Source organism: Micromonospora sp. CPM1, assembly GCF_023896895.1.
GTDB classification, from domain to species: Bacteria; Actinomycetota; Actinomycetes; order Mycobacteriales; family Micromonosporaceae; genus Micromonospora; species Micromonospora tulbaghiae.
Genome location: NZ_JAMHIU010000024.1, coordinates 59766 through 79672 on the forward strand (window position 1 = coordinate 59766; position 19907 = coordinate 79672).

The 19907-nt window shown below is 73.1% G+C and carries 13 protein-coding genes; 5 read left to right on the forward strand and 8 right to left on the reverse strand.

Translation table 11 applies throughout. The features are described 5' to 3' along the window. Window positions 1-22: 22 nt before the first annotated feature. The gene (locus M8C11_RS25025; protein ID WP_252453697.1) at window positions 23-1756 is read left to right on the forward strand and encodes a cellulose binding domain-containing protein; all 1734 of its coding nucleotides are present in this window, start codon (window positions 23-25) and stop codon (window positions 1754-1756) included. A 60-nt stretch (window positions 1757-1816) separates the two neighbouring features. Here the strand turns inward: M8C11_RS25025 and M8C11_RS25030 are convergent, their stop codons facing one another. Further along, entirely contained in the window at window positions 1817-3382 is a 1566-nt protein-coding gene (locus M8C11_RS25030) for a polysaccharide lyase family 1 protein (protein WP_030275171.1), read from the reverse strand. 332 nt (window positions 3383-3714) lie between these two features. Here M8C11_RS25030 and M8C11_RS25035 point away from each other — a divergent pair, with 332 nt between their 5' ends. Then, the gene (locus tag M8C11_RS25035) at window positions 3715-4929 is read left to right on the forward strand and encodes a hypothetical protein (protein WP_252453699.1); all 1215 of its coding nucleotides are present in this window, start codon (window positions 3715-3717) and stop codon (window positions 4927-4929) included. Here the strand turns inward: M8C11_RS25035 and M8C11_RS25040 are convergent. Continuing rightward, the gene (locus tag M8C11_RS25040; RefSeq protein WP_252453702.1) at window positions 4867-5862 is read right to left on the reverse strand and encodes a DMT family transporter; all 996 of its coding nucleotides are present in this window, start codon (window positions 5860-5862) and stop codon (window positions 4867-4869) included. The two genes, M8C11_RS25035 and M8C11_RS25040, sit on opposite strands and share 63 nt — an antisense overlap. Before the next feature lie 40 nt (window positions 5863-5902). On the opposite strand from M8C11_RS25040, the gene M8C11_RS25045 reads away from it, so the two are divergent. From M8C11_RS25045 to M8C11_RS25055, 3 genes are all read left to right on the forward strand, one after another. Then, window positions 5903-7294 (forward strand): PLP-dependent aminotransferase family protein, encoded by a 1392-nt coding sequence (locus M8C11_RS25045; protein ID WP_252453705.1) that lies wholly within the window; start codon window positions 5903-5905, stop codon window positions 7292-7294. A 130-nt stretch (window positions 7295-7424) separates the two neighbouring features. Beyond that, window positions 7425-8057: a response regulator transcription factor gene (locus tag M8C11_RS25050; protein ID WP_252453707.1), complete on the forward strand. Its 633-nt coding sequence runs from the start codon at window positions 7425-7427 to the stop codon at window positions 8055-8057. 114 nt (window positions 8058-8171) lie between these two features. Next, complete coding sequence (locus tag M8C11_RS25055; RefSeq protein WP_252453709.1) at window positions 8172-8783, forward strand: response regulator transcription factor; 612 nt, start codon at window positions 8172-8174, stop codon at window positions 8781-8783. On the opposite strand, the gene M8C11_RS25060 is transcribed toward M8C11_RS25055, so the two are convergent. The 6 genes from M8C11_RS25060 to M8C11_RS25085 form a co-directional block, all read right to left on the reverse strand. Beyond that, the gene (locus tag M8C11_RS25060; RefSeq protein WP_252453711.1) at window positions 8679-10487 is read right to left on the reverse strand and encodes an ATP-binding cassette domain-containing protein; all 1809 of its coding nucleotides are present in this window, start codon (window positions 10485-10487) and stop codon (window positions 8679-8681) included. The two genes, M8C11_RS25055 and M8C11_RS25060, sit on opposite strands and share 105 nt — an antisense overlap. Continuing rightward, window positions 10484-12151, reverse strand: coding sequence for an ABC transporter ATP-binding protein (locus M8C11_RS25065; RefSeq protein ID WP_252453713.1), 1668 nt, complete (start codon window positions 12149-12151; stop codon window positions 10484-10486). The genes M8C11_RS25060 and M8C11_RS25065 overlap by 4 nt, the downstream gene beginning before the upstream one ends. Window positions 12152-12215: 64 nt before the next feature. Continuing rightward, a complete protein-coding gene (locus M8C11_RS25070; protein ID WP_088647629.1) occupies window positions 12216-12335 on the reverse strand; it encodes a SapB/AmfS family lanthipeptide in 120 nt (39 codons plus the stop codon). Window positions 12336-12385: 50 nt separating this feature from the next. Next, on the reverse strand, window positions 12386-12505 hold the full coding sequence (locus tag M8C11_RS25075) for a SapB/AmfS family lanthipeptide (protein ID WP_088974649.1): 120 nt from the start codon (window positions 12503-12505) through the stop codon (window positions 12386-12388). A gap of 6 nt (window positions 12506-12511) precedes the next feature. Next, window positions 12512-15124 (reverse strand): class III lanthionine synthetase LanKC, encoded by a 2613-nt coding sequence (lanKC, locus tag M8C11_RS25080; protein ID WP_252453715.1) that lies wholly within the window; start codon window positions 15122-15124, stop codon window positions 12512-12514. Between the two features lie 321 nt (window positions 15125-15445). After that, the gene (locus M8C11_RS25085) at window positions 15446-19732 is read right to left on the reverse strand and encodes a discoidin domain-containing protein (protein ID WP_252453717.1); all 4287 of its coding nucleotides are present in this window, start codon (window positions 19730-19732) and stop codon (window positions 15446-15448) included. Window positions 19733-19907: the final 175 nt, after the last annotated feature.

The following is a 19907-nucleotide window of genomic DNA, read 5'->3' on the forward strand; positions in this document are numbered from 1 at the left end:
ACCGTCCAGGAGAGAAGGTCGCATGAGAAGGCACAGAACCACCCGTACCGCGGTGTTTTCGGCCGGGGCCGTCCTGCTGGCCTCCACCGCGACGGCAGCGGCGCTGCCGGCCGGGGCGGCGGCCGCCGGCTGCGCGGTCACCTACGCCGTGTCGTCGCAGTGGCAGGGCGGCTTCGGCGCGAACGTCACTGTCACCAACCTCGGTGACCCGGTCAACGGCTGGACGCTCACCTGGTCCTACGCCGCCGGTCAGACAGTAACCCAGGCGTGGAACGCCACGGTGACGCAGAGCGGGGCGGCGGTCAGCGCCCGCAACGTCGACTACAACGGGTCCATCCCCACGAACGGCACCACGTCGTTCGGCTTCAACGGCGCCTGGACCAGCAGCAACCCGGCGCCGACCAGCTTCGCGCTCAACGGGGTGACCTGCACCGGCGGCACGACGCCGACGTCGTCGCCGTCCACGTCGCCGTCCACCTCCCCGACGAGTTCGCCGACCACCTCACCCAGCAGCCCGCCGCCCACCGGGGCGGCGGACATCACCGTCAACACCGCCAGCCGCTACCAGACGATCGACGGGTTCGGCGCCGCGGTGTCGATCTGGGGCGGCGCCTGGTCGACGGCGGAGACGCAGACGCTCGTCGGGCTCGGTCCCAACCAGCTCGGCCTGTCCATCGTGCGTACCGGCATCTCGCCGGTGTCCGGCGAGTGGGGCACCCAGGTCAGCGCGCTGCGGACGGCGAAGTCGTACGGGTCGAACGTGAAGATCATGGCGTCGCCGTGGACCGCCCCGGCGGCCTGGAAGACGAACAACAGCCGGATCAACGGTGGCAAGCTGCGCACCGACTACTACGACGACTACGCCGGCCACCTCAACAGCTACGTCCAGTACATGCGCAACCAGGGCGTGACGATCGACGTCACGTCAGTGCAGAACGAGCCGGACTGGCACCCGGACTACGACTCGATGGACTGGAGCGGCACCGAACTCCAGACCTTCGTGCGGGAGCAGGGCGCCAAGGTGCAGAACACCAAGCTGATGGTCGCCGAGGCGGTGAACCTCAACTACGGGTACACCGACCCGACGCTCAACGACGCGGCGGCCCGCAACAACATCGGCTACATCGGCGGTCACCTGTACGGCACCGAGGCGTCCGGCCGGCTGAAGCCGTACACGCTGGCGCAGCAGTACAACAAGCCGGTGTGGATGACCGAGTGGAACCTGCACGAGGCCGACGGCGGCGGCTCCAACATCTGGGGCAACCCGGCCAACGCCACGGTCTGGAACGAGACGCTCGACGACATCATGCGCACCGTGCACAAGTCGATGGAGTCGAACTGGAGCGCGTACGTCTGGTGGTACGGCAAGCGCTACTACTCGTTCATCGGTGACGGGGAGTCCGCGTACGGCACCGTGGCGGGGGCGCCGCTCAAGCGGGGGTACGCGTTCTCGCAGTACGCGAAGTACGTGCGGCCCGGCTACCAGCGGGTCGCCCTGACCAAGAGCTCGAAGGCGTCGCCGCTGGAGGTGACCGCCTACTCCGGCGACGGGAAGGTCACGCTGGTGATCCTCAACCGCTCGACCAGCGCGGTGAACAACGCGGTCATCCAGGCGCCGCAGAACGTGAGCCGGGCGGAGTACGTGGCCACGTCGCAGAACGCCAGCGCGGCGAGCCAGCCGGTGGGCGTGAACGGCAACCAGGTGACGGTGAACGTCGGCGCGCGGAGCATCTCCACGGTCGTGCTCACCCTCTGACCGGGGACACGCACGAGGGCGGGGGCGGCCGGATCGGCCGCCCCCGCTCGTGTGTGACTGCTAACTGGCGTACGTCTCGAACTCGCCGACTCTCGGCGTACCGCCGGAGCTGTTGATCTTGAAGTTGATCTTCTTCAGCGAGGTCGCGCCGAACGTGATCTGGCCGGCCCCGCTGCCGGAGGCGAGCACCGCGCCGGTGTCGTTGTTGACGAGCTGCCACGACCCGATCGAACCCGAGGTGCCCGACGGCTCGCGGATGACCACGCGGGACACGGTGGTGGCCGAGCCCCACTTGATCGAGACGGTGCCGGTCGATCCGGACGGCGACCAGTACGTGCTCAGGTTGCCGTCGCGCACGTTGCCGTAGCTGGTGCCGTCGGCCTTGCTGGACCCGTCCGCGCCGGCGCCGGAGACGAGGCTCAGGTTGGTCCCGCCGGACGGCGGCGGGGTGGTCGTCCCGGGCGGCGGCGTGGTGGGTGCGGGCGTGGTCGGCCCCGGCGTGGTCGGCGCCGGAGACTGCGGCGTGCAGTTGCCGTCGGAGACCCGCAGGCCGGTGTTGGCGCCCGCCGTCTGCCGCACGATGTCCGGCACGCAGCTCGCCGCGTCGAGCCGGTACGAGTACGGGACGCTCACGGTGGTCGTCGAGGTCACGTTCGGACCCGCCGGGTAGTTGTCGCTGCCGGGCGAGGACCAGGTCACGTTGTCGAAGATGTTGCCGCTGACCTGCCAGGTGCCGCGCTCGCTGGTGTAGAACGTGCCGAGCACGTCCTTGGAGTTGCGGAAGTAGTTGTTGTCCACCTTGGCCCGCGCGCCGGCCCGGGAGTTGATGCCCGACTCGTGCAGCCCGTTGTAGTGGTTGTTGAACATGTGGGCGATGCCGCCGCGCAGCAGCGGCGTACGGGAGTCGATGTTCTCGTACAGGTTGTGCTCGAACGTGATGTAGCCGTTGCCGCGGTCGCTCTCGCTGGACCCGATGAGGCCGCCGCGGCCGGAGTTGCGCAGGATGCTGTACGACAGCGTCACGTACTGGGTGTCGTCCTTCATGTCGAACAGGCCGTCGTAGCCCTCGGACTCCCCGCCGGACGCCTCCAGCGTGACGTGGTCGACCCACACGTTGCGGACGCTGCTCTCCATGCCGATCGCGTCGCCGCCGTTGGAGGTGGGCGAGCCGGACTTCTTGACGTTCCGCACCGTCACGTTGCGGATGATGATGTTGCGGGAGTCGCGGATGTGGATGCCGAGCTGGTCGAAGACGGCGCCGCTGCCCACGCCGATGATGGTGACGTTGCTGATCTGCTTCAGCTCGATCACGCCGTCGGCGGTGTTGCAGCTCGATCCGGAGACCTTGCTGGTGTTGCCGTGGTTGATGGTCCCGGTCACCTCGATGATGATCGGGGTGCTGCTGCTGGCCCGGCCGCACAGCGCGGCGTGGATGGCGGTGCCGGTGGTGGCGCGTACGGTCTGCCCGCCCGCGCCGCCGGTGGTGCCGCCGTTCTGGGTGGCGTAGCCGGTGGCGCTGCCGGCCGCCGCCGACGCCTGCGGGGACGGCAGCACCACGGCGACGGCGATTCCCACGACCGCCGTGGCCAGTGCCGCGTGGAGTCGCAGCGCGACTGGTCTTCTCATGTCGCCTCATTCCTTTTTCGAGCATGCGGGAATTGCCGCCGAGCAGCGGCAGTCACCGAATGGGAATAATGAGGAGCCGCGACGCGATCAGGCGCGTCGCCGGCGAATGTCGTTCATCTGCGATGCCCGGATCGCACATGAAACATCGATGTAACGCAATCGTATGAAAGCGCTTTCCAGGAAGGCAAGAGCTGGCGTTTGCAGGTTTTTTGCACTGTTCGGGGCGTCCGGGCGCGCGGGGCGGCGTCTTGACGGGGTGCGTGATCGATGGTTGCCTGCACGTCACCCAGAGATCGAAGTTCGTCTACTTCATGCCCTCACGAGGAGCGCCCATGCACCACCCCCGCACGAGCCGCCCGCTGGCGGCGGTCGCCGGCGCGATCGCCGCCGTCCTGGCCGTCTCGCCGGCGCCCGCCGCTCCCCTGGCGGAACCGGCTGTCACCGGCAACACGTGGAACGCCGACCTCACGGTCGTCGACTCCGACGACGTCAACGTCCGCTGGTCCGGCGCCGGACTGCGCCTCGCCGGCGCGGCGAGCCGACCGGCCGCCCAGCGCCGGCAGGCGGCCGAGGGCATGCTCGTCACCGCGCCCCACCCGCTCGCCGTGCCGGCCAACCGGGTCCGGGCCGACATCGCCGCGACAACCGGCCGGGGCGGCGCCGTCGAGGTGGCGGCGCGCGGCTGGCGGTCGGGCGCGTGGACCGAGTGGCGGTCCGTGTCCGGCGAGGCCGTCTTCGACCAGCCCGTCACCCGGGTGCAGATCCGGGTGGCGCTCACCGCCGAACGGCCGTCCGCCACGCCCACCCTGCGCACGGTACGGCTCGTCGCCGACTCGGTCGCCGCCGTCACGGCCGCCACCCCGGGCCTCACCTACCGGGTGTACGCCACCCGCGAGGGCCTGGTCGGCGGCACCACCGCCAACGGGCACGTGATCGTCTCGCGGGACCACTTCGTCGCGCTGCCGTCGGCCCGCGGCCTCGCGCCGAAGAACACCGGCGACTACGCCGTGCGGGTCTGCACCACCACCCGCAGTCGCTGCGAGTACGCGCCGGTCTGGGACATCGGACCGTGGAACACCAGGGACGACTACTGGAACCCCAGCAGCACCCGGGAGATGTGGAAGGACCTGCCGCAGGGCCGGCCCGAGGCCCAGGCCGCGTACCAGAGCGGCTACAACGGCGGCCGGGACCAGTTCGGGCGCACGGTGGGCAGCCCGGCCGGCATCGACCTCGCCGACGGCACGTTCTGGGACGGCCTGCTGCTGACCGACAACGCCTGGGTCGACGTCGCCTACCTCTGGACCGGCACCGGCACCCGGGGCCGGATCGGCAGCGGCCCGCTCAACATCCGGTCCGGCCCCAGCACGAGCAACCCCGTCGTCGGCTTGGCGGCCACCTACGCCAACGTGCCGATCGAGTGCTCGGTCGTCGGCCAGTCGGTGAGCGGCCCGTACCGGACCACCACCCAGTGGAACCGCCTCGCGTCAGGACACTTCATCAGCCACGCGTACGTCTCCGGCGTGACCGGCACCATCGCGCCCTGCTGAGGACGCCCCGCTCGGGGCGAGCCGGTCCGCTGAGGACGGCCCGCCCGGGGCGCGCGCCGGTGTGGCGCCGCCCCGGGTGCGCTGGATGAGCACGACGCAGGCGAGCACCGCCCCCGCCACCACCAGCGCGCCGGGCGTGACCGCCTCGCCCAGCAGCACTGCCGACCAGATCAGCGTGAGCACCGGCTGGACGAGCTGGATCTGGCCGACCTTGGCGATGCCGCCCCGGGCCAGCCCGGCGTACCAGGCGAAGAAGCCGAGGAACATCGACACCACTGTGAGGTAGCCGAACCCGGCCCAGTTGGCGACGCCGCCCTGCGGAGGGTGGACGAGAGCGGCCACCGCCGTGACCGGCACGGTGACCGGGAGCGACAGCAGCAACGCCCAGCAGATCGTGCGGGCGCCGCCGAGTTCGCGGGCCAGTCTGCCGCCCTCGGCGTACCCGAGGCCGCAGAGCACCACGGCGGCGAGCAGGAACACGTCGGCCGCGGACAGCGCGCCGCGCATCGAGCCGCCGGCGGCGAGGAAGGCGAGCACCAGCGCCAGACCGGCGGCGCTGGCGATCCAGAACAGCGGCGGCGGCCGTTCGCCGGCCCGCAGCACCGCGAACACGGCGGTCATGGCGGGCAGCACCGTGACGACCACCGCGCCGTGTGCCGACGTCTGCGTGGTGAGCGCCAGCGAGGTGAACAGCGGGAAGCCGACCACGACGCCGAGCGCGACGATCGACAGCCGTCGCCACTGGTCCCGGGTGGGGCGCGGCGCGCCGGTCAGCCGCAGGTAGCCCCACGCGAGCAGCGCCGCGCCGACCGCCCGTCCGAACGCGACGAACCACGGGTCGAGTGTGTGCACCGCGACGCGGGTGGCCGGCAGCGACATGCTGAAGGCCAGCACACCCAGCGCGCCGAGGGCGATCCCGGCGCCCGGTCTCACCGTTACCGTCGTGCGCGCAGTAGCGCTACTCTGTGCCGTCATGAACGATGGTAGCGCTATCGACCGTGTGGTCCGGCATCTGGGTGCGCTGGCCGCTGACGCCGCCCCCGGCACGCGGCTGCCGTCGGTACGGGAGCTGACCGCGCACCATCACGTCTCCCCCGTGACAGTCGCCGAGGCGACCCGGCGGCTCGTCGCGGACGGGCTGGTGGAGACCCGGCCGGGTCGCGGCGCGTACGTGGCCGCCCGGCGCGCCGACCCGCCGCGGGCGGACCTGTCGTGGCAGACGGTCGCACTGGGCTCGCGGCGGGGCGGTGAGGAGGAGATGCAGGCGCTGCTGGCGTTACCGCCGGCAGGCGCGATCCCGCTGACCGGCGGCTACCTGGACCCGGACCTCCAGCCGGCTACCGCGCTCGGTGCGGCGCTCGCCCGCGCGGCCCGGCAGCCCGCCGCCTGGCAGCGCGGCCCGGTCGAAGGGCGCCTCGACCTGCGTGCCTGGTTCGCCCGCGAGGCGGGTGGCGGCCTGCGCGCCGAGGACATGGTGATCTGCCCGGGCGGCCAGGCGGCGCTCTCCTCGACGCTGCGGGCGCTCACCACGCCCGGCGACACGGTGCTGGTCGAGTCCCCCACCTACCTGGGCGCGCTCGCCGCCGCGCGCGCCGCCGGGCTGCGGGTGGTGCCCGTCCCCGCCGACACCGACGGGGTACGCCCCGACCAGCTCGCCGCCGCGTTCGCCCGTACCGGCGCCCGCCTGTTCTACTGCCAGCCGCTCTACGCCAATCCGCACGGCGCGACGCTCTCCCCCGCCCGGCACGCCCAGGTCGCCGACGCGGTCCGCGAGGCCGGAGCGTTCCTGGTCGAGGACGACTACGCCCGCGACCTCACCGTCGACGGCGAGGCACCGCCACCCCTGGCCGCCGACGACCCGGACGGGCACGTCGTCTACCTGCGTTCACTCACCAAGTCCACAGCACCCGGCCTGCGGATCGCCGCGATCGGCGCGCGGGGACCGGCCGGGGCACGGCTGCGGGCCGCCCGGCTGCTCGACGACCTCTTCGTCGCCGGGCCGCTGCAACAGGCCGCCGTGGAGTTCCTCACCGCGCCGGCCTGGGACCGGCACCGCCGCACGCTGCGCGTACAACTGCGGGCCCGCCGGGAGGCGCTGCTCGCCGCGCTGGACCGGCACCTGCCGTCGCTGGCCCCGCGCGACGTCCCGCGCGGTGGCCTGCACCTGTGGGTACGGCTGCCCGACGGCACCGACGACGTAGCGGTGACAGCGGCAGCCGCCGCGGCCGGCGTCACCGTCTTCCCCGGCCGCCCCTGGTACGCCGCCGAACCCCCCGCCCCGCACCTGCGCCTCACCTATGCCGCCACCCCTCCACAGCAGATGGACGAGGCGGTCCGCCGCCTGTCCACCGCCCTCCCCCACTGACGAGCCCAGGTTCCGTCCATCCCGGACACTCCGACCCGGGCGACGGGGCCTCCGCCCACATGACGGGAACACCGCGACCATACGGCCGAGTAGGGTTACCGGTGCCGTCCGCCTCGGGCACAGTGGTCCCGTGAGTGATACTCCACACGGATCCGCCGCGGCGGTTCGGGTGGCCGTGCTCGGCAAACCGGGGCTGTGTCGCACGCTCGTGGCCGGAGTGGTCGCGGCGGCAGCCGACTTCGAGGTGGTGCGGGAGTGCGCCGCCGACCCCGACGACATGTGCCGCCTCGCCGGTTCCCACCCCGATCTCGTCCTGGTCGACCTCACCGCCGAGAACGAGATGTCGACAGTGGTGCCGGCGCTGCGCGCCGCGGTGCCGGACTGCGCGGTCGTGGTGCTGACGGACCGGCCGACGGCCCGGATGCTGCGGTCGGCGCTGCGGCTGCGCGCCCGCGCGGTCGTCGCCAAGGACGTACCGCCGGAGGAGATGCTCGCCCGGCTGCGGGCGGTCGCCGAGGGACGCCGCACCACCGACCCGGTGACCGCGCTCGCCGCCCTCGACACCGTGGTCAACCCGCTCACCGACCGGGAACGTGAGGTTGCCGCCGTCGCCGCGAAGGGCCTGCCGAGCCGGGAGATCGCCGCGCTGCTGCACCTCGCCCCGGGCACGGTCCGCAACCACGTGTCCAGCCTGTTGCGCAAGACCGGCGGGCGGAACCGGTGGGAAGCGGTGCAGCGCGCGCAGGACGCCGGCTGGATCTGACGACACGCGCGGGCGGGTGTCGCCGAGACAGTGATTTCCCTAAGATTCCTGACGGCTCGTTATCGCATGTTTACGTTACGTCAGGAAGGCGGGGGGCCGTGGCTGGGAGTCGAGATGGTCCGCACGCTGCTCGCCCTCGAGGGACGGCTGGTCCGCGGGGCGCTCGCCCACCTGCTGTCCGCACAGGGCGACATCGATGTCGTCGCTGAGGCGGACACCGCCGACGCCGTCCACGCCGCGCTCCTGCAGGAGCGCCCGGACGTCGTCGTCGTGGACGTCGACGTCGTACCGGTGGAGCGGTTGGCCCCGCTCGCGGCCGCGGCCGACGACAACCACGGCGGCCGGGTGCTGGTGCTGGTGGACCGGCGTCACGCCGCACGGATGCGGGCGGTACTCGCCGAGCATCACGGGTGGATCGGCTTCCTCGACCGCGACGTGCCACCGGAGCGGATCGCCGACGGGGTCCGGCAGGTCGCCGGCGGTCAGCCGGTGCTCGACCCGGACCTGGTTGTCGCCGCGCTCGACGTCGCCGACGATCCGCTGACCCCACGCGAGCGGGAGGTGCTCGACGTCGCGGCCGAGGGCCTCCCGGTGCGGGAGATCGCCCAGAAGCTGGGCGTCTCACCCGGAACGGTCCGCAACCACCTGTCCCACGTCATGGCGAAGACCGGGGCGCGGACCCGCCTGGAAGCCGTGCGGCTCGCCCGCGAGTCCGGCTGGATCTGACCCGCCGCCCGCCCAGTGGCCCACCAGCTCCCGGTAGGCCGCCGAGACGGCCAGCAGTCCCCGGTGACTGTCCAGATGGGCGTGCCCGCCGTCGAGCAGCAGCACCCGGCGGGCACGTGCCGCCGAGCTGATGCGGTGCGCGATCACTACGAGGGTGCCGGGTCGGGCGGCGAAGGCCGCTTCCAGGCGCGCCTCGGTGGCGGGGTCCAGATGGCAGGTCGCCTCGTCGAGGATGACCAGCGGCGCCGGCGAGAGCCAGGCGCGGAGCAGGGCCACCTGCTGGCGCTCCCCGGCGGACAGGTCGGCCGCCCGCAGCGTCGCGTCGAGGCCGCCGAGCCGGGCCAGCAGGTCGGCCAGCCCCAACCGGTCCGCCGCCCGGAGGACGGCCGCGTCGTCGAGGCCGGGCCGCAGATAGCGAAGATTGTCCCGGACCGTGCCGGTGAACGCGTACGCCTCCTGCGGGATCAGCACCCGGTGGGCCGCCAGCTCGGCGGCGCCCGCCTCGGCGGTCGACGTCCCCGACACGTGGACCGAGCCCGACTCCGGACGCAGCACCCCGGCCATCAAACCGGCGAGAGTGGACTTGCCGATTCCGCTCGCACCGACGATCGCCAGGTGATCGCCGGCCGGCACGGTCAGGTCGAAGCCGTCCAGCACCGGCTCGGCGTGCGGCCCGTACCGGAAGGTCACCGCCCGTAGCGACAGCGCGGGTGCGGCCGGGTCGCGCGGCGACGCGACCGCCGCGCCCTCCGACCCCGGCGGGGGTACGCACGTGCGCAGCAGCCGGTCCAGGGTGACCACGAAGCGGAGGCCGCCGGCGGCCACCCCCTGGAACAGCGTGTGCAGCGCCGGCTGGATGCCACGCACGACGTAGACCAGCGCCCCGAGCAGCGCCCCCGGCCCGAGGCCCTGCCGCAGCAGCCACGGGCCGGCCAGCAGCAGCAGCGGCACCGGGAGCCAGCCACCGACGGCCAGGCTCAGGCTCCGCGCGGCAGCCATGACGGCCAGGCGCCGCTCCACCCGGGCCTGCGCGTCGACGTGACCCCCGAGCCAGCCGACGACCCGGTCCCCGGACCCGCTCACCGTGACGTCACGGTGGCCGGCCACCGCCACGATCGCGTCCCGGCCGAGCCGCTCACCGGCCAGGACGTACTCGCGCTGGCGGGCGACCATCGCCGGCAGCGCCGCCGCGAAGAGCAGGAGACCGGCCAGCACCGGCCCGGCCACCAGCAGCGCGACCGGGGCGGCCAGGGAGAAGAGGCCGACCACGGCGGCCCCGGCGGCGAACACGAAGCCCCGGACCACCATCATCAGGCCGGCCCAGGTGTCCCGGACCATCTCCACCTGGTGGGTCAACCGGGTCACTGCCGCGTCGTCGGCCCGACCGTCCGTCGCGCCGGCCAGCGCCCCCGCCACCACCCGCCGCAGGAGGTCGTCGCGGAACGGCTCCACCACCTCGCCCAGCAGCCCGTACGCCTGCCGGGTGCCGAGCGCGCCGACGAGCACCGCGACCGCCAGCAGCCCCAGCCAGAGCAGCCCGACGCCTGGCCGGCCGGCCAGGAAGCCGTCGTCCACGGCACGGGCGGTCAGCAGGCCGGTCAACGCCGCCGGCAGCGCCTCGGCCAGCGACCAGCCGGCCAGGCGCAGCAGCGGCCCACGCCGCGCCGACAGCGCGGCGCGGACGGTCGCGCCCACCGAGGTCACGACCGGAACACCGCCCGGTAGGCCGGATCGGCCCAGAGCACCTCGTGCGGGGCCACCGCCCGCACCCGGCCGCCCTCCACCCAGGCCACCAGGTCCGCGCGGGCCGCGGTGCCGACCCGGTGGCTCACCACCACCCGGGTACGCCGGTCGTCCGGGCCGGTGAGCGCGCCCACCACCTTGTGCTCGGTGACCGTGTCCAGGCTGGACGTCGCGTCGTCGAGGATCAGCAGCCGCTCGGCCCGCAACGCGCGGGCCAGGCCGAGGCGCTGCCGCTCCCCGCCGGAGAGGGCCAGCCCGGCCAGCGGGGTGCGGTATCGCTCGGGCAGCAGCCGCACGACGTCGTGGACCTGGGCCGCGCGGGTCAGCGGCACCGGGTCGGCGCCGCAGCCGACCGCCGCGCCGACGGTCTCCCCCACCAGCACCGGTCGCTCGAAGCCGTAGCCGACCGCCCGGCCCAGCGCCGCCGGCGTCAACTGGCGCAGCGGCACACCGTCCAGGCGTACCTCGCCGGCGTCCGGGTCCCGCAGCCGGCCGGCCACTGCCGCGAGCAGGGACTTGCCGGCACCGGACGGGCCGACGACGGCGAGCAGCGTCCCGCCCGGCACCCGCAGGTCGACCCGGTCGAGCAGCGGCCGGCCGTCGTCACCGCGGACCTGCACCCCGCACAGATCCAGCCGCCCTGACCCGGGCGGCAGGTCCCGGGCACCGTACCGGCGGGCCGGTTCGTCGAGGATCTCGGCGGCCCGGGCGCAGCCGGCGCGTACCCGCACGGCGGTGTTGACAGCGGCGATCGCGGCGCCCAGCCCGGCGCCGATCGCCGCGTACTGGAGGGCGGCGAGCAGTTCCCCGGGGGTCAGCCGCCCGGCCGCCAGCGACCACCCGCCGACCGCCACGACCGCCAGTTGCAGCAACGGGTTCAGCAGCGCGCCCCGGGCGGACGCCCCGGCCAGCACCCGCCAGGTGCGTACGCCGTGGCGGTGCAGCTGCGGCAGCGGAGCGAGCACCCGGTCGACCTCCCGCTCGGCGGTGCCGGCGGCGGCGATCGTCCGCGCGCCGGCGAGCGCCTCGACGAGCCGCCCGGCCAGATCCCCCTGCGCCCGCTGGTAGCCGGCGACCGCGTCCGACGCCTCGCTGACGAAGCGCCGCAACAGCAGTGCCAGGAGCAGCAGTCCCACCACGAAGGTCAGGCCGAGCCAGGGGTCGATCAGGGTGAGCGCGACCAGGCTGCCCAGCGGTGGCAGCAGCACGCTGCCGGCCAGGACGACCGTCGGCGCGGCCTGCCCGGCGTCGGCGACCTGCCCGACCAGCCGGCCGACCAGGTCGCCCACCGGCCGGCGGGCCGCGGTGCGCGGATCGAGCGCGAAGAGGTGCCGGATCAGGGCGTGCCGCAGTGAGGCCACCGAGCGGGCCCCGGCCACGCCGCTGCCGAAGTCACTGGCCGCCCGCGTGCCGATGAGCACCAGCACCAGCGCGGCGACCAACGCGATCCACCGGCCGGACGACGACTGCGGCGCGGAGCCGACCACGGCGTCCACGGCGCGCCCCAGGACGGCGGGGAGCGCCAGTTCGGCCGCGGCCTCCACCACGGCGAGCACCGCCAACGTCGGTGTCCACCACCCGGCGAAGGACACGGCGCGCAGCGCGAGCCGGTCGGCGGGGGTCATCGGTCCTCCCAAGGCCGCGGGCCCCGGGCCGGCTCACGCCGGTCCGGGGCCAAGCGACTGATCGTCAGTTGCAGGTGGTGACGCTCAGCGAGCTGTCGCCGCAGAGCAGCAGGCTGGCGCGGCTGCCACCGCCGGTACGCTCGGCGGCCGGCAGTTCCATTCCCTGGAGGTCGAGCAGAGCCATGTCGCTTCCTCACTTCTCTCGTGTGACGTTGACGTCGGTGTTCGGACGGATCACTTGCAGGTGGTGACGCTCAGCGAGCTGTCGCCGCAGAGCAGCAGGCTGGCCTGGCTGCCACCGCCGGTACGCTCGGCGGCCGGCAGCTCCATCCCCTGGAGGTCGAGCAGAGCCATGTCGATTCACCTCCTTCCGGTCACGTCGGTGCGGGGTCGCCCCGGGGAAGCCGGGGGGTCGGTGGCCGTCCGGTCCGCGCCCGCGACGCGCGTCGCGTCGGTCAGCGGAGTCAGGAACGGCAGGTGGAGCGGGTCGTCCGGCCGCGTCGCGGCGAGCGCGGCGAGTACCCCGGCGGTGCCGGTGGCCAGGTCCATGGAGAGCCGCAGGAGCTGGTCCCCGGGGAAGGCGGTCCGGTCCCGGTACGGCAGGGCGTGCCAGCCGAGCAGCCGGGCCTGCTGTCGGGCCGCGTCCCGCTCGCCCCGCTCGGCGAGGTACGCGACGATCCCGGCGCGGCCGGCGAAGAGGCCGGACTGCGCGTAGAACGGGGAGTCGGCGCAGCGGCGGATCGCGGCCGCCTCGTCGCGCAGGTCGTCGTCGGGCCGGTGGCGCAGGTACTGGTCGAGCACCAGCCCGATCCCGACGCTCCCCTCGGCCAGGTAGGGCATGGTCCGCCAGCCCTCGTTGACCTCCAGGTGCCCGGCGTCGCGCCGGACGCAGCGGCGCAGGTCCTGGCGCAACGCGATGCGCGCGTGGTCGAGCAGGTCGTCGTCGCCGTACCGCTCGTACATCCGCAGCAGCATCAGCGCCACGCCGGCTCCGCCCCGGGCCAGCCCCGCGTACGGGTGCCGCCCGCCGCTGATCTCCGCGACCGAGTCGACGTCGCCGAGCCGGCCCACCACCACCTCGACGGCCCGCCGGGCGGCGTCGGCGTAACGCCGTTCGCCGGTGCGCGCGGCGAAGTGCGCCAGGTTCAACGCGATGCCGGACAGCCCGCCGGTCAGGTCGTCGCGCAGCTCCGTCCAGGGCTGGTCGAGGCACAGGTCGAGCAGGCGCGCCGCCTCGTCCCGGTGACCGAGCAGGTCCAGCACGTACGCGATGCCGTGCAGCCCGTCGTAGAGGCCGAGCCGGCTGCCGGAGGCGGGGTGGCGTGCCCGGTCGATCAGCCACCGCTCGTGCGCGGGGTCGGTGCCGGAGCCGCTGACGTGCAGCGCCCAGAGCACCCCGGCCGCGCCGTACGCCAGGTTGAGCCCGCCGTCGGCGCCGGCGAACTGGCGGATGTCGCCGGGGAAGAGCCGGTCGTCGCGGTCCGGGGTGGCGCTCGCGGTGATCGCCTCGGCGAGCCGGTCGCGCAGGCCGGGCCAGTCGTCCGGGTCGATCGTGACGGCGCGGCGCAGGTCCGCCCGGCGTCCGCGCACGATCACCTCGACCGCCTCGTCCAGCAGCTCGCGCGGCACCGGGAAGTTCTCGGCGACCACGTCGGCCAGGTGCGCCGCCTTGGCCGGGACCAGCCGCAGCATCGCGGTCAGCGGTAGGAACAGGGCGAGGCGCAGGCAGGCCAGGGCGTACCGGTCGACGTCGACGCCGGTGCGGTCGCGCGGCGCGGCGAACGCCTGGTTGCGCAGCGCGGGCCGGGTCGCCTCGGCGACGTCGGTGGCCACCTCGAAGTCGATGAGCGTCACCGCGCCGTCGTCGCCCACCATCACGTTGAACATGTGCAGGTCGCCGTAGACGACGCCGTGCGCGTGGATGGCGGCGACCGCCTCCGCGACCTGGCGGTGCACGTCGAGCGCCCAGCGGGTGTAGTCGGCCCGGTCGGCGTCGGCGTGGACCAGCGGGTACCGCTCGACCACCACCTGGTTGAGCGGCCGCCCTTCGACGAAGACCAGCGCGAGGAACTCGTGCCCGCCGAAGCTGAACTCGTCGTGCACCCGCACCAGGTGCGGCACGTCGGCCAGCCGGCGCAGCGTCTCCGCCTCGCGGCGCAGCCGGGTCACCGCATCGGTGCCGGTCGCGTCCAGGCCGGCGTGCGGGCGGGCCTCCTTGAGCACCACCCGCTGCCCGGTGCGCGTGTCGCGAGCCTCGTACAGGCCGCCGCCGTTGGAGAAGTGGATCACCTTCTCGATCCGGTACGGCAGGTCGGTCGTCGTCGCCGCATTGCGGGCGGCCAGGTGCGGGGCGAGGAAGTCGGGCAGGGTCACCCACTCCGGCACGTGGAACACCGGGTCCCGCCGGTCAGGCACCAGGACGCCGTCCGGGCCCTCGATCGCCGGCACCGTCTGGCCGTCCGCGGAGACGCAGTAGCGGGCCGCGAAACCGCCGTAGCGGACGTGCACCGGGCCGTCGCCGTAGCGTAGGTCACTGAGGATGTACGGCCCCGTCTCGCCGGCGAGCAGGTCGGCAAGTTCCTTGGCGGTCAGCTCCAGCTCGGCGTCGTCGCGCGGGTAGACGGTGACGAACTTCCCGCTGGCGGCACGCCGGGCGTACTTGCTGTTGCGCATGAGCAGCAGGCGCGGGCCGCGCAGATGCTTGAACGGGATGCCCCGGGGCCGGCAGTAGTCGGCCACCCGGGCCAGCACACGCTCGGCGTTGTCCAGCCGGGCGGACACGTGAATCTTCCAGCCCTGAGCGGGGAGGGATCCGCCGACCGGTCCGTGGATCATCCAGTCGTCCTTGACCTCGCACTCCCAGCCCTGCGGCACCGGACCGGTGAGGTAGCCGTCGGCCTCGGTCGTGGTGCCGGCCAGCGAGTCGTAGAAGAGCGGATCGACCGCGCAGTACGAGTCGTACCGTTCGTCCATGTCGGGTGCCTCCACCGGCTGATCGGTTGACGTCAATCCTGCGGATGGCGGAGTTGCGGGCACAGTGCGATGAGTCACGACGGGACGGTGAGTTCCGCACTGCGAAGTCGTGACAAAAGCGGAGTTTGAATTCGCGAACCCCGGTTGACCAGTGCCGAACCTCCATGCTCGACGTCCACTCGCTCCGTCGAGCCGGAGGGCTCGCGCCAGTGGCGCGATCAGCGCCGAGCCCATGCCAGACACTGGGCGACGTTCTGCGCGGGTGTGAAGAAGGGGCCCCTTCAATGCCGGAGGCGTTGAAGGGGCCCCTTCTTTTCCATCTCAGTTGCGGGTGATGGTGAACGTGCTCGTGGTGTTGCGGATGTCCTGGAAGTTGTCGGTCAGGCGGAGGTTGGTGAACGTGGCCGCGCCGACCGCTGGCCCCTGACCCGCCTCGGGCATCTCGTTGACCCAGATGCCGAAGCCGGACTTCGCGTCGAACGCGTCACCGCTGCGCCGCGCACCGGAGATCGACACGTTCGTCAGCACCGTGTCGGTGATCGGGTTCTCCGGCTGGCTGCCGTTGTACTTGGTCTGGAACATGATCCCCGAGTACGTCGGATCGACGATGTCCACGTCGGTCACCCGGATGCCCCGGAACTCCTTCGACGCCGAGAACAACCACATCGCCGGGAACGTCTGCGCGCCCCAGAAGTGCCCGCCGGAGCGGATCAGCGAGATGTTCTCGAACCGGGTGGGCGGGCTGGCACCGAACCCGACGAACGGGTAGCCGAAGTCCAACGAGCTGATCGTGATGCCCGAGTACGTGAGCTGGTCGGCGATGTAGAGGTTACGGAACACGTTGTCGTAGCCGCCGTACACCGCCAGCCCAGCCGCCCGCCAGGTCAGCGTGGCGGTCAGGTTCTCGAACACGTTGCCGTGGTTGCCGCCGGAGCCGCCCTGGTCGGTGGCGGAGAACAGCGCGAACGCGTCGTCGCCGTTGGAGCGGCCCTCCGAGTTGGTGACCAGGTTGTTCGTGCTGCCGTTCGTCATGTTCACCGCGTCGGCGAAGGTGTTGCGGAACCGGCTGTCCCGGATGGTCAGCCCGTCCACGCTCACCCCCCAGTACGCGCAGACGGTGTGCTCCACCCAGACGCTGTCCAGCGTCAGGTCGTCCACGTCCTTCAGCTCGCCCCACACCTTGCCGGGACCGTCGATCCGGTTGGTGTAGTTGCCGAAGAACGCCAGGTGGGCGAACGTGGAGCCGCCGGCCGAGGACTCGACCCGGAAACCGGCGTCGGTGTTCTGCTGGTTGCGCGGCGTCTGGAACCGGGTGAACCACATACCCGCGCCGACGACCTTCACCGCCTTGCCGTACACCTGGAACTTCTGCGCCGTCTCGTACGTGCCGGCGGGCAGGTAGACGCCGACCAGGGTGCCGGTGGTGTCCATCCGTACCGCGTCGAGCGCGTTCTGCACGTCGGCGTGGCTGAACCCGGTCGGCACCTTGTAGCGGGCCGGGTCGGGGTTGGCGCGCGGCGACACCAGTTCGGTGTCGACGAAGTCGATCGCGTACGTGGTGGTGTTCGCCGGGTCCTTCTGGAGCCGGATCCGGCTACCAGCCGGAACCGTGGTGTCGAGCAGCACGTTCGCCTCGTCGTACAGGTGCCGGGGCGCGCCGGCGCTCGGCGAGTCGCTCGGCCCGGCCTCGGCGCCGTAGAGCCAGATGTGCTTGGAGGTGAGGCTCATCGGCTTGTGCAGCACACCGTTGACGTAGACGTTGATCGTGGAGTCGATCCCGCCGCCGCCCGGCGCGTCCGGGATGGAGTAGCGGGCCACCAGGGCGTTGGCGGCCGAGCGGGTGGTCCACTCGACGTACGCGCCGGTGGTGTCGAGCGTGACCGCGCGGCGGCCGGACGCCTCCCCGGCGAGGTCGCCGATCGTGCGGTTCGGGCCGATCACCTGCGCGCCGCCGCCGGTCGCGCCGTCCTCGGCCTCGTACGCGTCGTAGGGCAGGTTCGCGCCGCGGCCGACGAACAGCGACCGGTCGCTGGTGTTGTTCTGCCGCTTCACCGGCAGCTCGTTGGCGTCGTCGGCGAGCACCACCCGCACCGTGTACCGGCCGTTGGCGGCGGTCCAGGTGCCCAGCGACACCGGGCCGGCCGTGGCCCCGGCGGCGATCGTGCCGCTGTACGAGCCGGTGAGCGTGCGCACCACCGCGCCGGACTGGTCGCGCACCGTCAGCGTGATGCCGTGCGCGCCGCCGGCCGACGCGATGGTGCCCTGGTTGCGCAGCGTCACCGCGAAGGAGACGGCCGCGCCGGCGCTCGGAGTGCCGGGTGACCAGGTGACGGCGGAGGCGACCAGGTCGGAGCTGGCGACCGGGCTGACGGTCAGCGCGGTCGGGCTGGTGTAGGAGTTGTTCGCCTCGTTCTGCTCGATCACCGCGTTCGACTCGTCGACCTTCGCGGTGAGCTGGTAGCTGCCGGCGTCGCGTACGCCGATGCTCGCCGAGACGGTGCTCGACGCGCCTGCGGCGAGCGCGCCGACGGCGGCGGTGCCGACCTTCGTCGTACCCAGGTAGAGGGTGACGGCGGTGGCGGCGGAGGCCGCGGTGCCGGCGTTGCGCACGGTGGCGGACAGCGTGATCGCGTCGGTCTCCACCGGCGCGGACGGCGACGCGGTGACGGCGGTGACGGTGAGGTCCGGGTTCGGCGCCGGGACGCCGATGACCTGGAGTTCGGCGACCTGCCCGTTGGAGGAGCCGGAGTTCGCGGTGAACTGGAGCCGGACGTCGGCGGCGGTCGCGGAGACCGGGACGGTCACCGTGTTGGCGCTGTTCGGGTTGAAGGAGTACGTGGCGGAGCCGGCCAGGCTGGTGAAGCCGGACGCGGACTGTTCCCGGCCGAGGACCTGGAACGTCTGGGTGCGCGCGCCCCACGCCGGGTCCGGGTTGAGCTTCACCACGACGGCGCTGATGCTCGCGTTGGCGCCGAGCGCGACCGTCAACGTGCTCGGGTACGCGCCGGGCGCACCCTCCCAGTACGTGGAGACGTCGTTGTCGACGGCGTTGGCGGCGGCGAACACGTGCACCATCGACGACGCGGTCGCGGGCTTGCCGACCGCCAGGTTGGTGCCACCGGATGTGCTGCCGGTGCGGGTGACGGTGTTGCTGTTCGCGGACACGTTCCCGGCGGCGTCGCGGGCCCGGACGTGGTACGAGACGGTGGCGCTGTCCGGCTGGGTGTCGGTGTACGTGAGCGTGGACCCGCTCACTGTGGTGCGCAGCGTGCCGTTGGCGTACACCTCGTAGCCGGTGACGCCCACGTTGTCGGTCGACGCGGTCCAGGTCAGCCGGATCTGCCCGCTCCCCGGCTGGGTGTAGGCCAGGGTGCCGGGCGCGGTGGGCGCGACCGTGTCCCCGGTGTTGCCGGTCCGGGTGACCGTGTTGCTGTTCGCCGACACGTTCCCGGCCGCGTCCCGCGCCCGCACGTAGTAGGAGACGGTGGTCCCGGCCGGCTGGGTGTCGGTGTACGTGAGCGTGGTGCCGCCGACGCTGGTGCGCAGCACACCGTTGGCGTACACGTCGTAGCCGGTGACGCCCACGTTGTCGGTCGACGCGGTCCAGGTCAGCCGCACCTGGTCGGTGGCGGGCTCGGTGAACGCGAGGTTGCCGGGCGCGCTCGGCGCCTGGGTGTCGCCGGTGGCCGGGCCGTAGACCTCCAGCTCGGCGAGCTGCCCGGCGGGCCAGGCGCTGTTCGCGGTGAACAGCAGCCGCAGGTAGCGGGTGGACGCGGTGGGCACCGTGACAGTCACCGTGTTGCCGCCGCCCGGGTCGAACGCGTACGACGCGGAGGCGACGAGCGTGCCGAACGTGGAGCCGTTCGTGCTGCCCTGCACGGTGATCGTCTGGGTGCGCGCGCCCCAGCCGGACGGCAGCCGCAGCACGAGCCGGTTGACGCTGGTGGCGGCGCCCAGGTCGGCCTGGACCCACTGCGGGAACGCGTTGTTCGGGCTCTCCCAGTAGGTGGCCGCGTTGCCGTCGTTGGCGTTCGCGGCGCCGTACACGTCGGCGTGGCCGCTCTCGGTCATGGCCCGGCCGAGTGCCAGGTTGGTCGAGGAGGTGGCCGTGCCGTACACCTCCAGCTCGGCGAGCTGCGCGGCGGTCCAGCCGGTGTTCGCGGAGATCACGACCCGCAGGTAGCGGGCGTTCGCGGCGGTGAAGCCGAGTGTCACGGTGTTGCCGGCGGCCGGGCTGAACGTGCGGGCGGCGGACGCGACGACAGTGGTGAAGCCGCTGCCGTCGGCGCTGGCCTGCACGGACAGCGTCTGGGTGCGTGCCTCCCAGGCGGCCGGGAGCTTCAGCACGACCTGGTCGACGGCCCGGCTGGTGCCGAGGTCGACCTGCGCCCACTGGGGCAGCGCGCCGCTGCTCTCCCAGTAGCTGCCCTGGTTGCCGTCGGTCAGGTTGGCCGCGACGTAGGGGCCGTTGACGCTGCTTGCGGTGGCGGTGCGACCGGCGGCGAGGTTCGGGCCGCCGGCGGCGAGGGCCGGTGGGGCGGGGGCCGCGGTGACGACCAGGCCGACCGTGGCGAGCACCGCGACGATTCCGGTACGGATTCTGGACATGGTGGACGGACACCTTCTTCCCGGGGGAGGTGGAGAGGCGTTCGGGGGTGGGGGTGCGGTGGCGCGGTGGTCGGCGGGGCCGTCGTCGGCGCTGCCGTGGTCGGCGGCGGGCTGGTGGGCGGCGGGCTGGACGGGCCGTTGCCCCACTGCGGCTGCGGCCACGGCCCGCAGTACG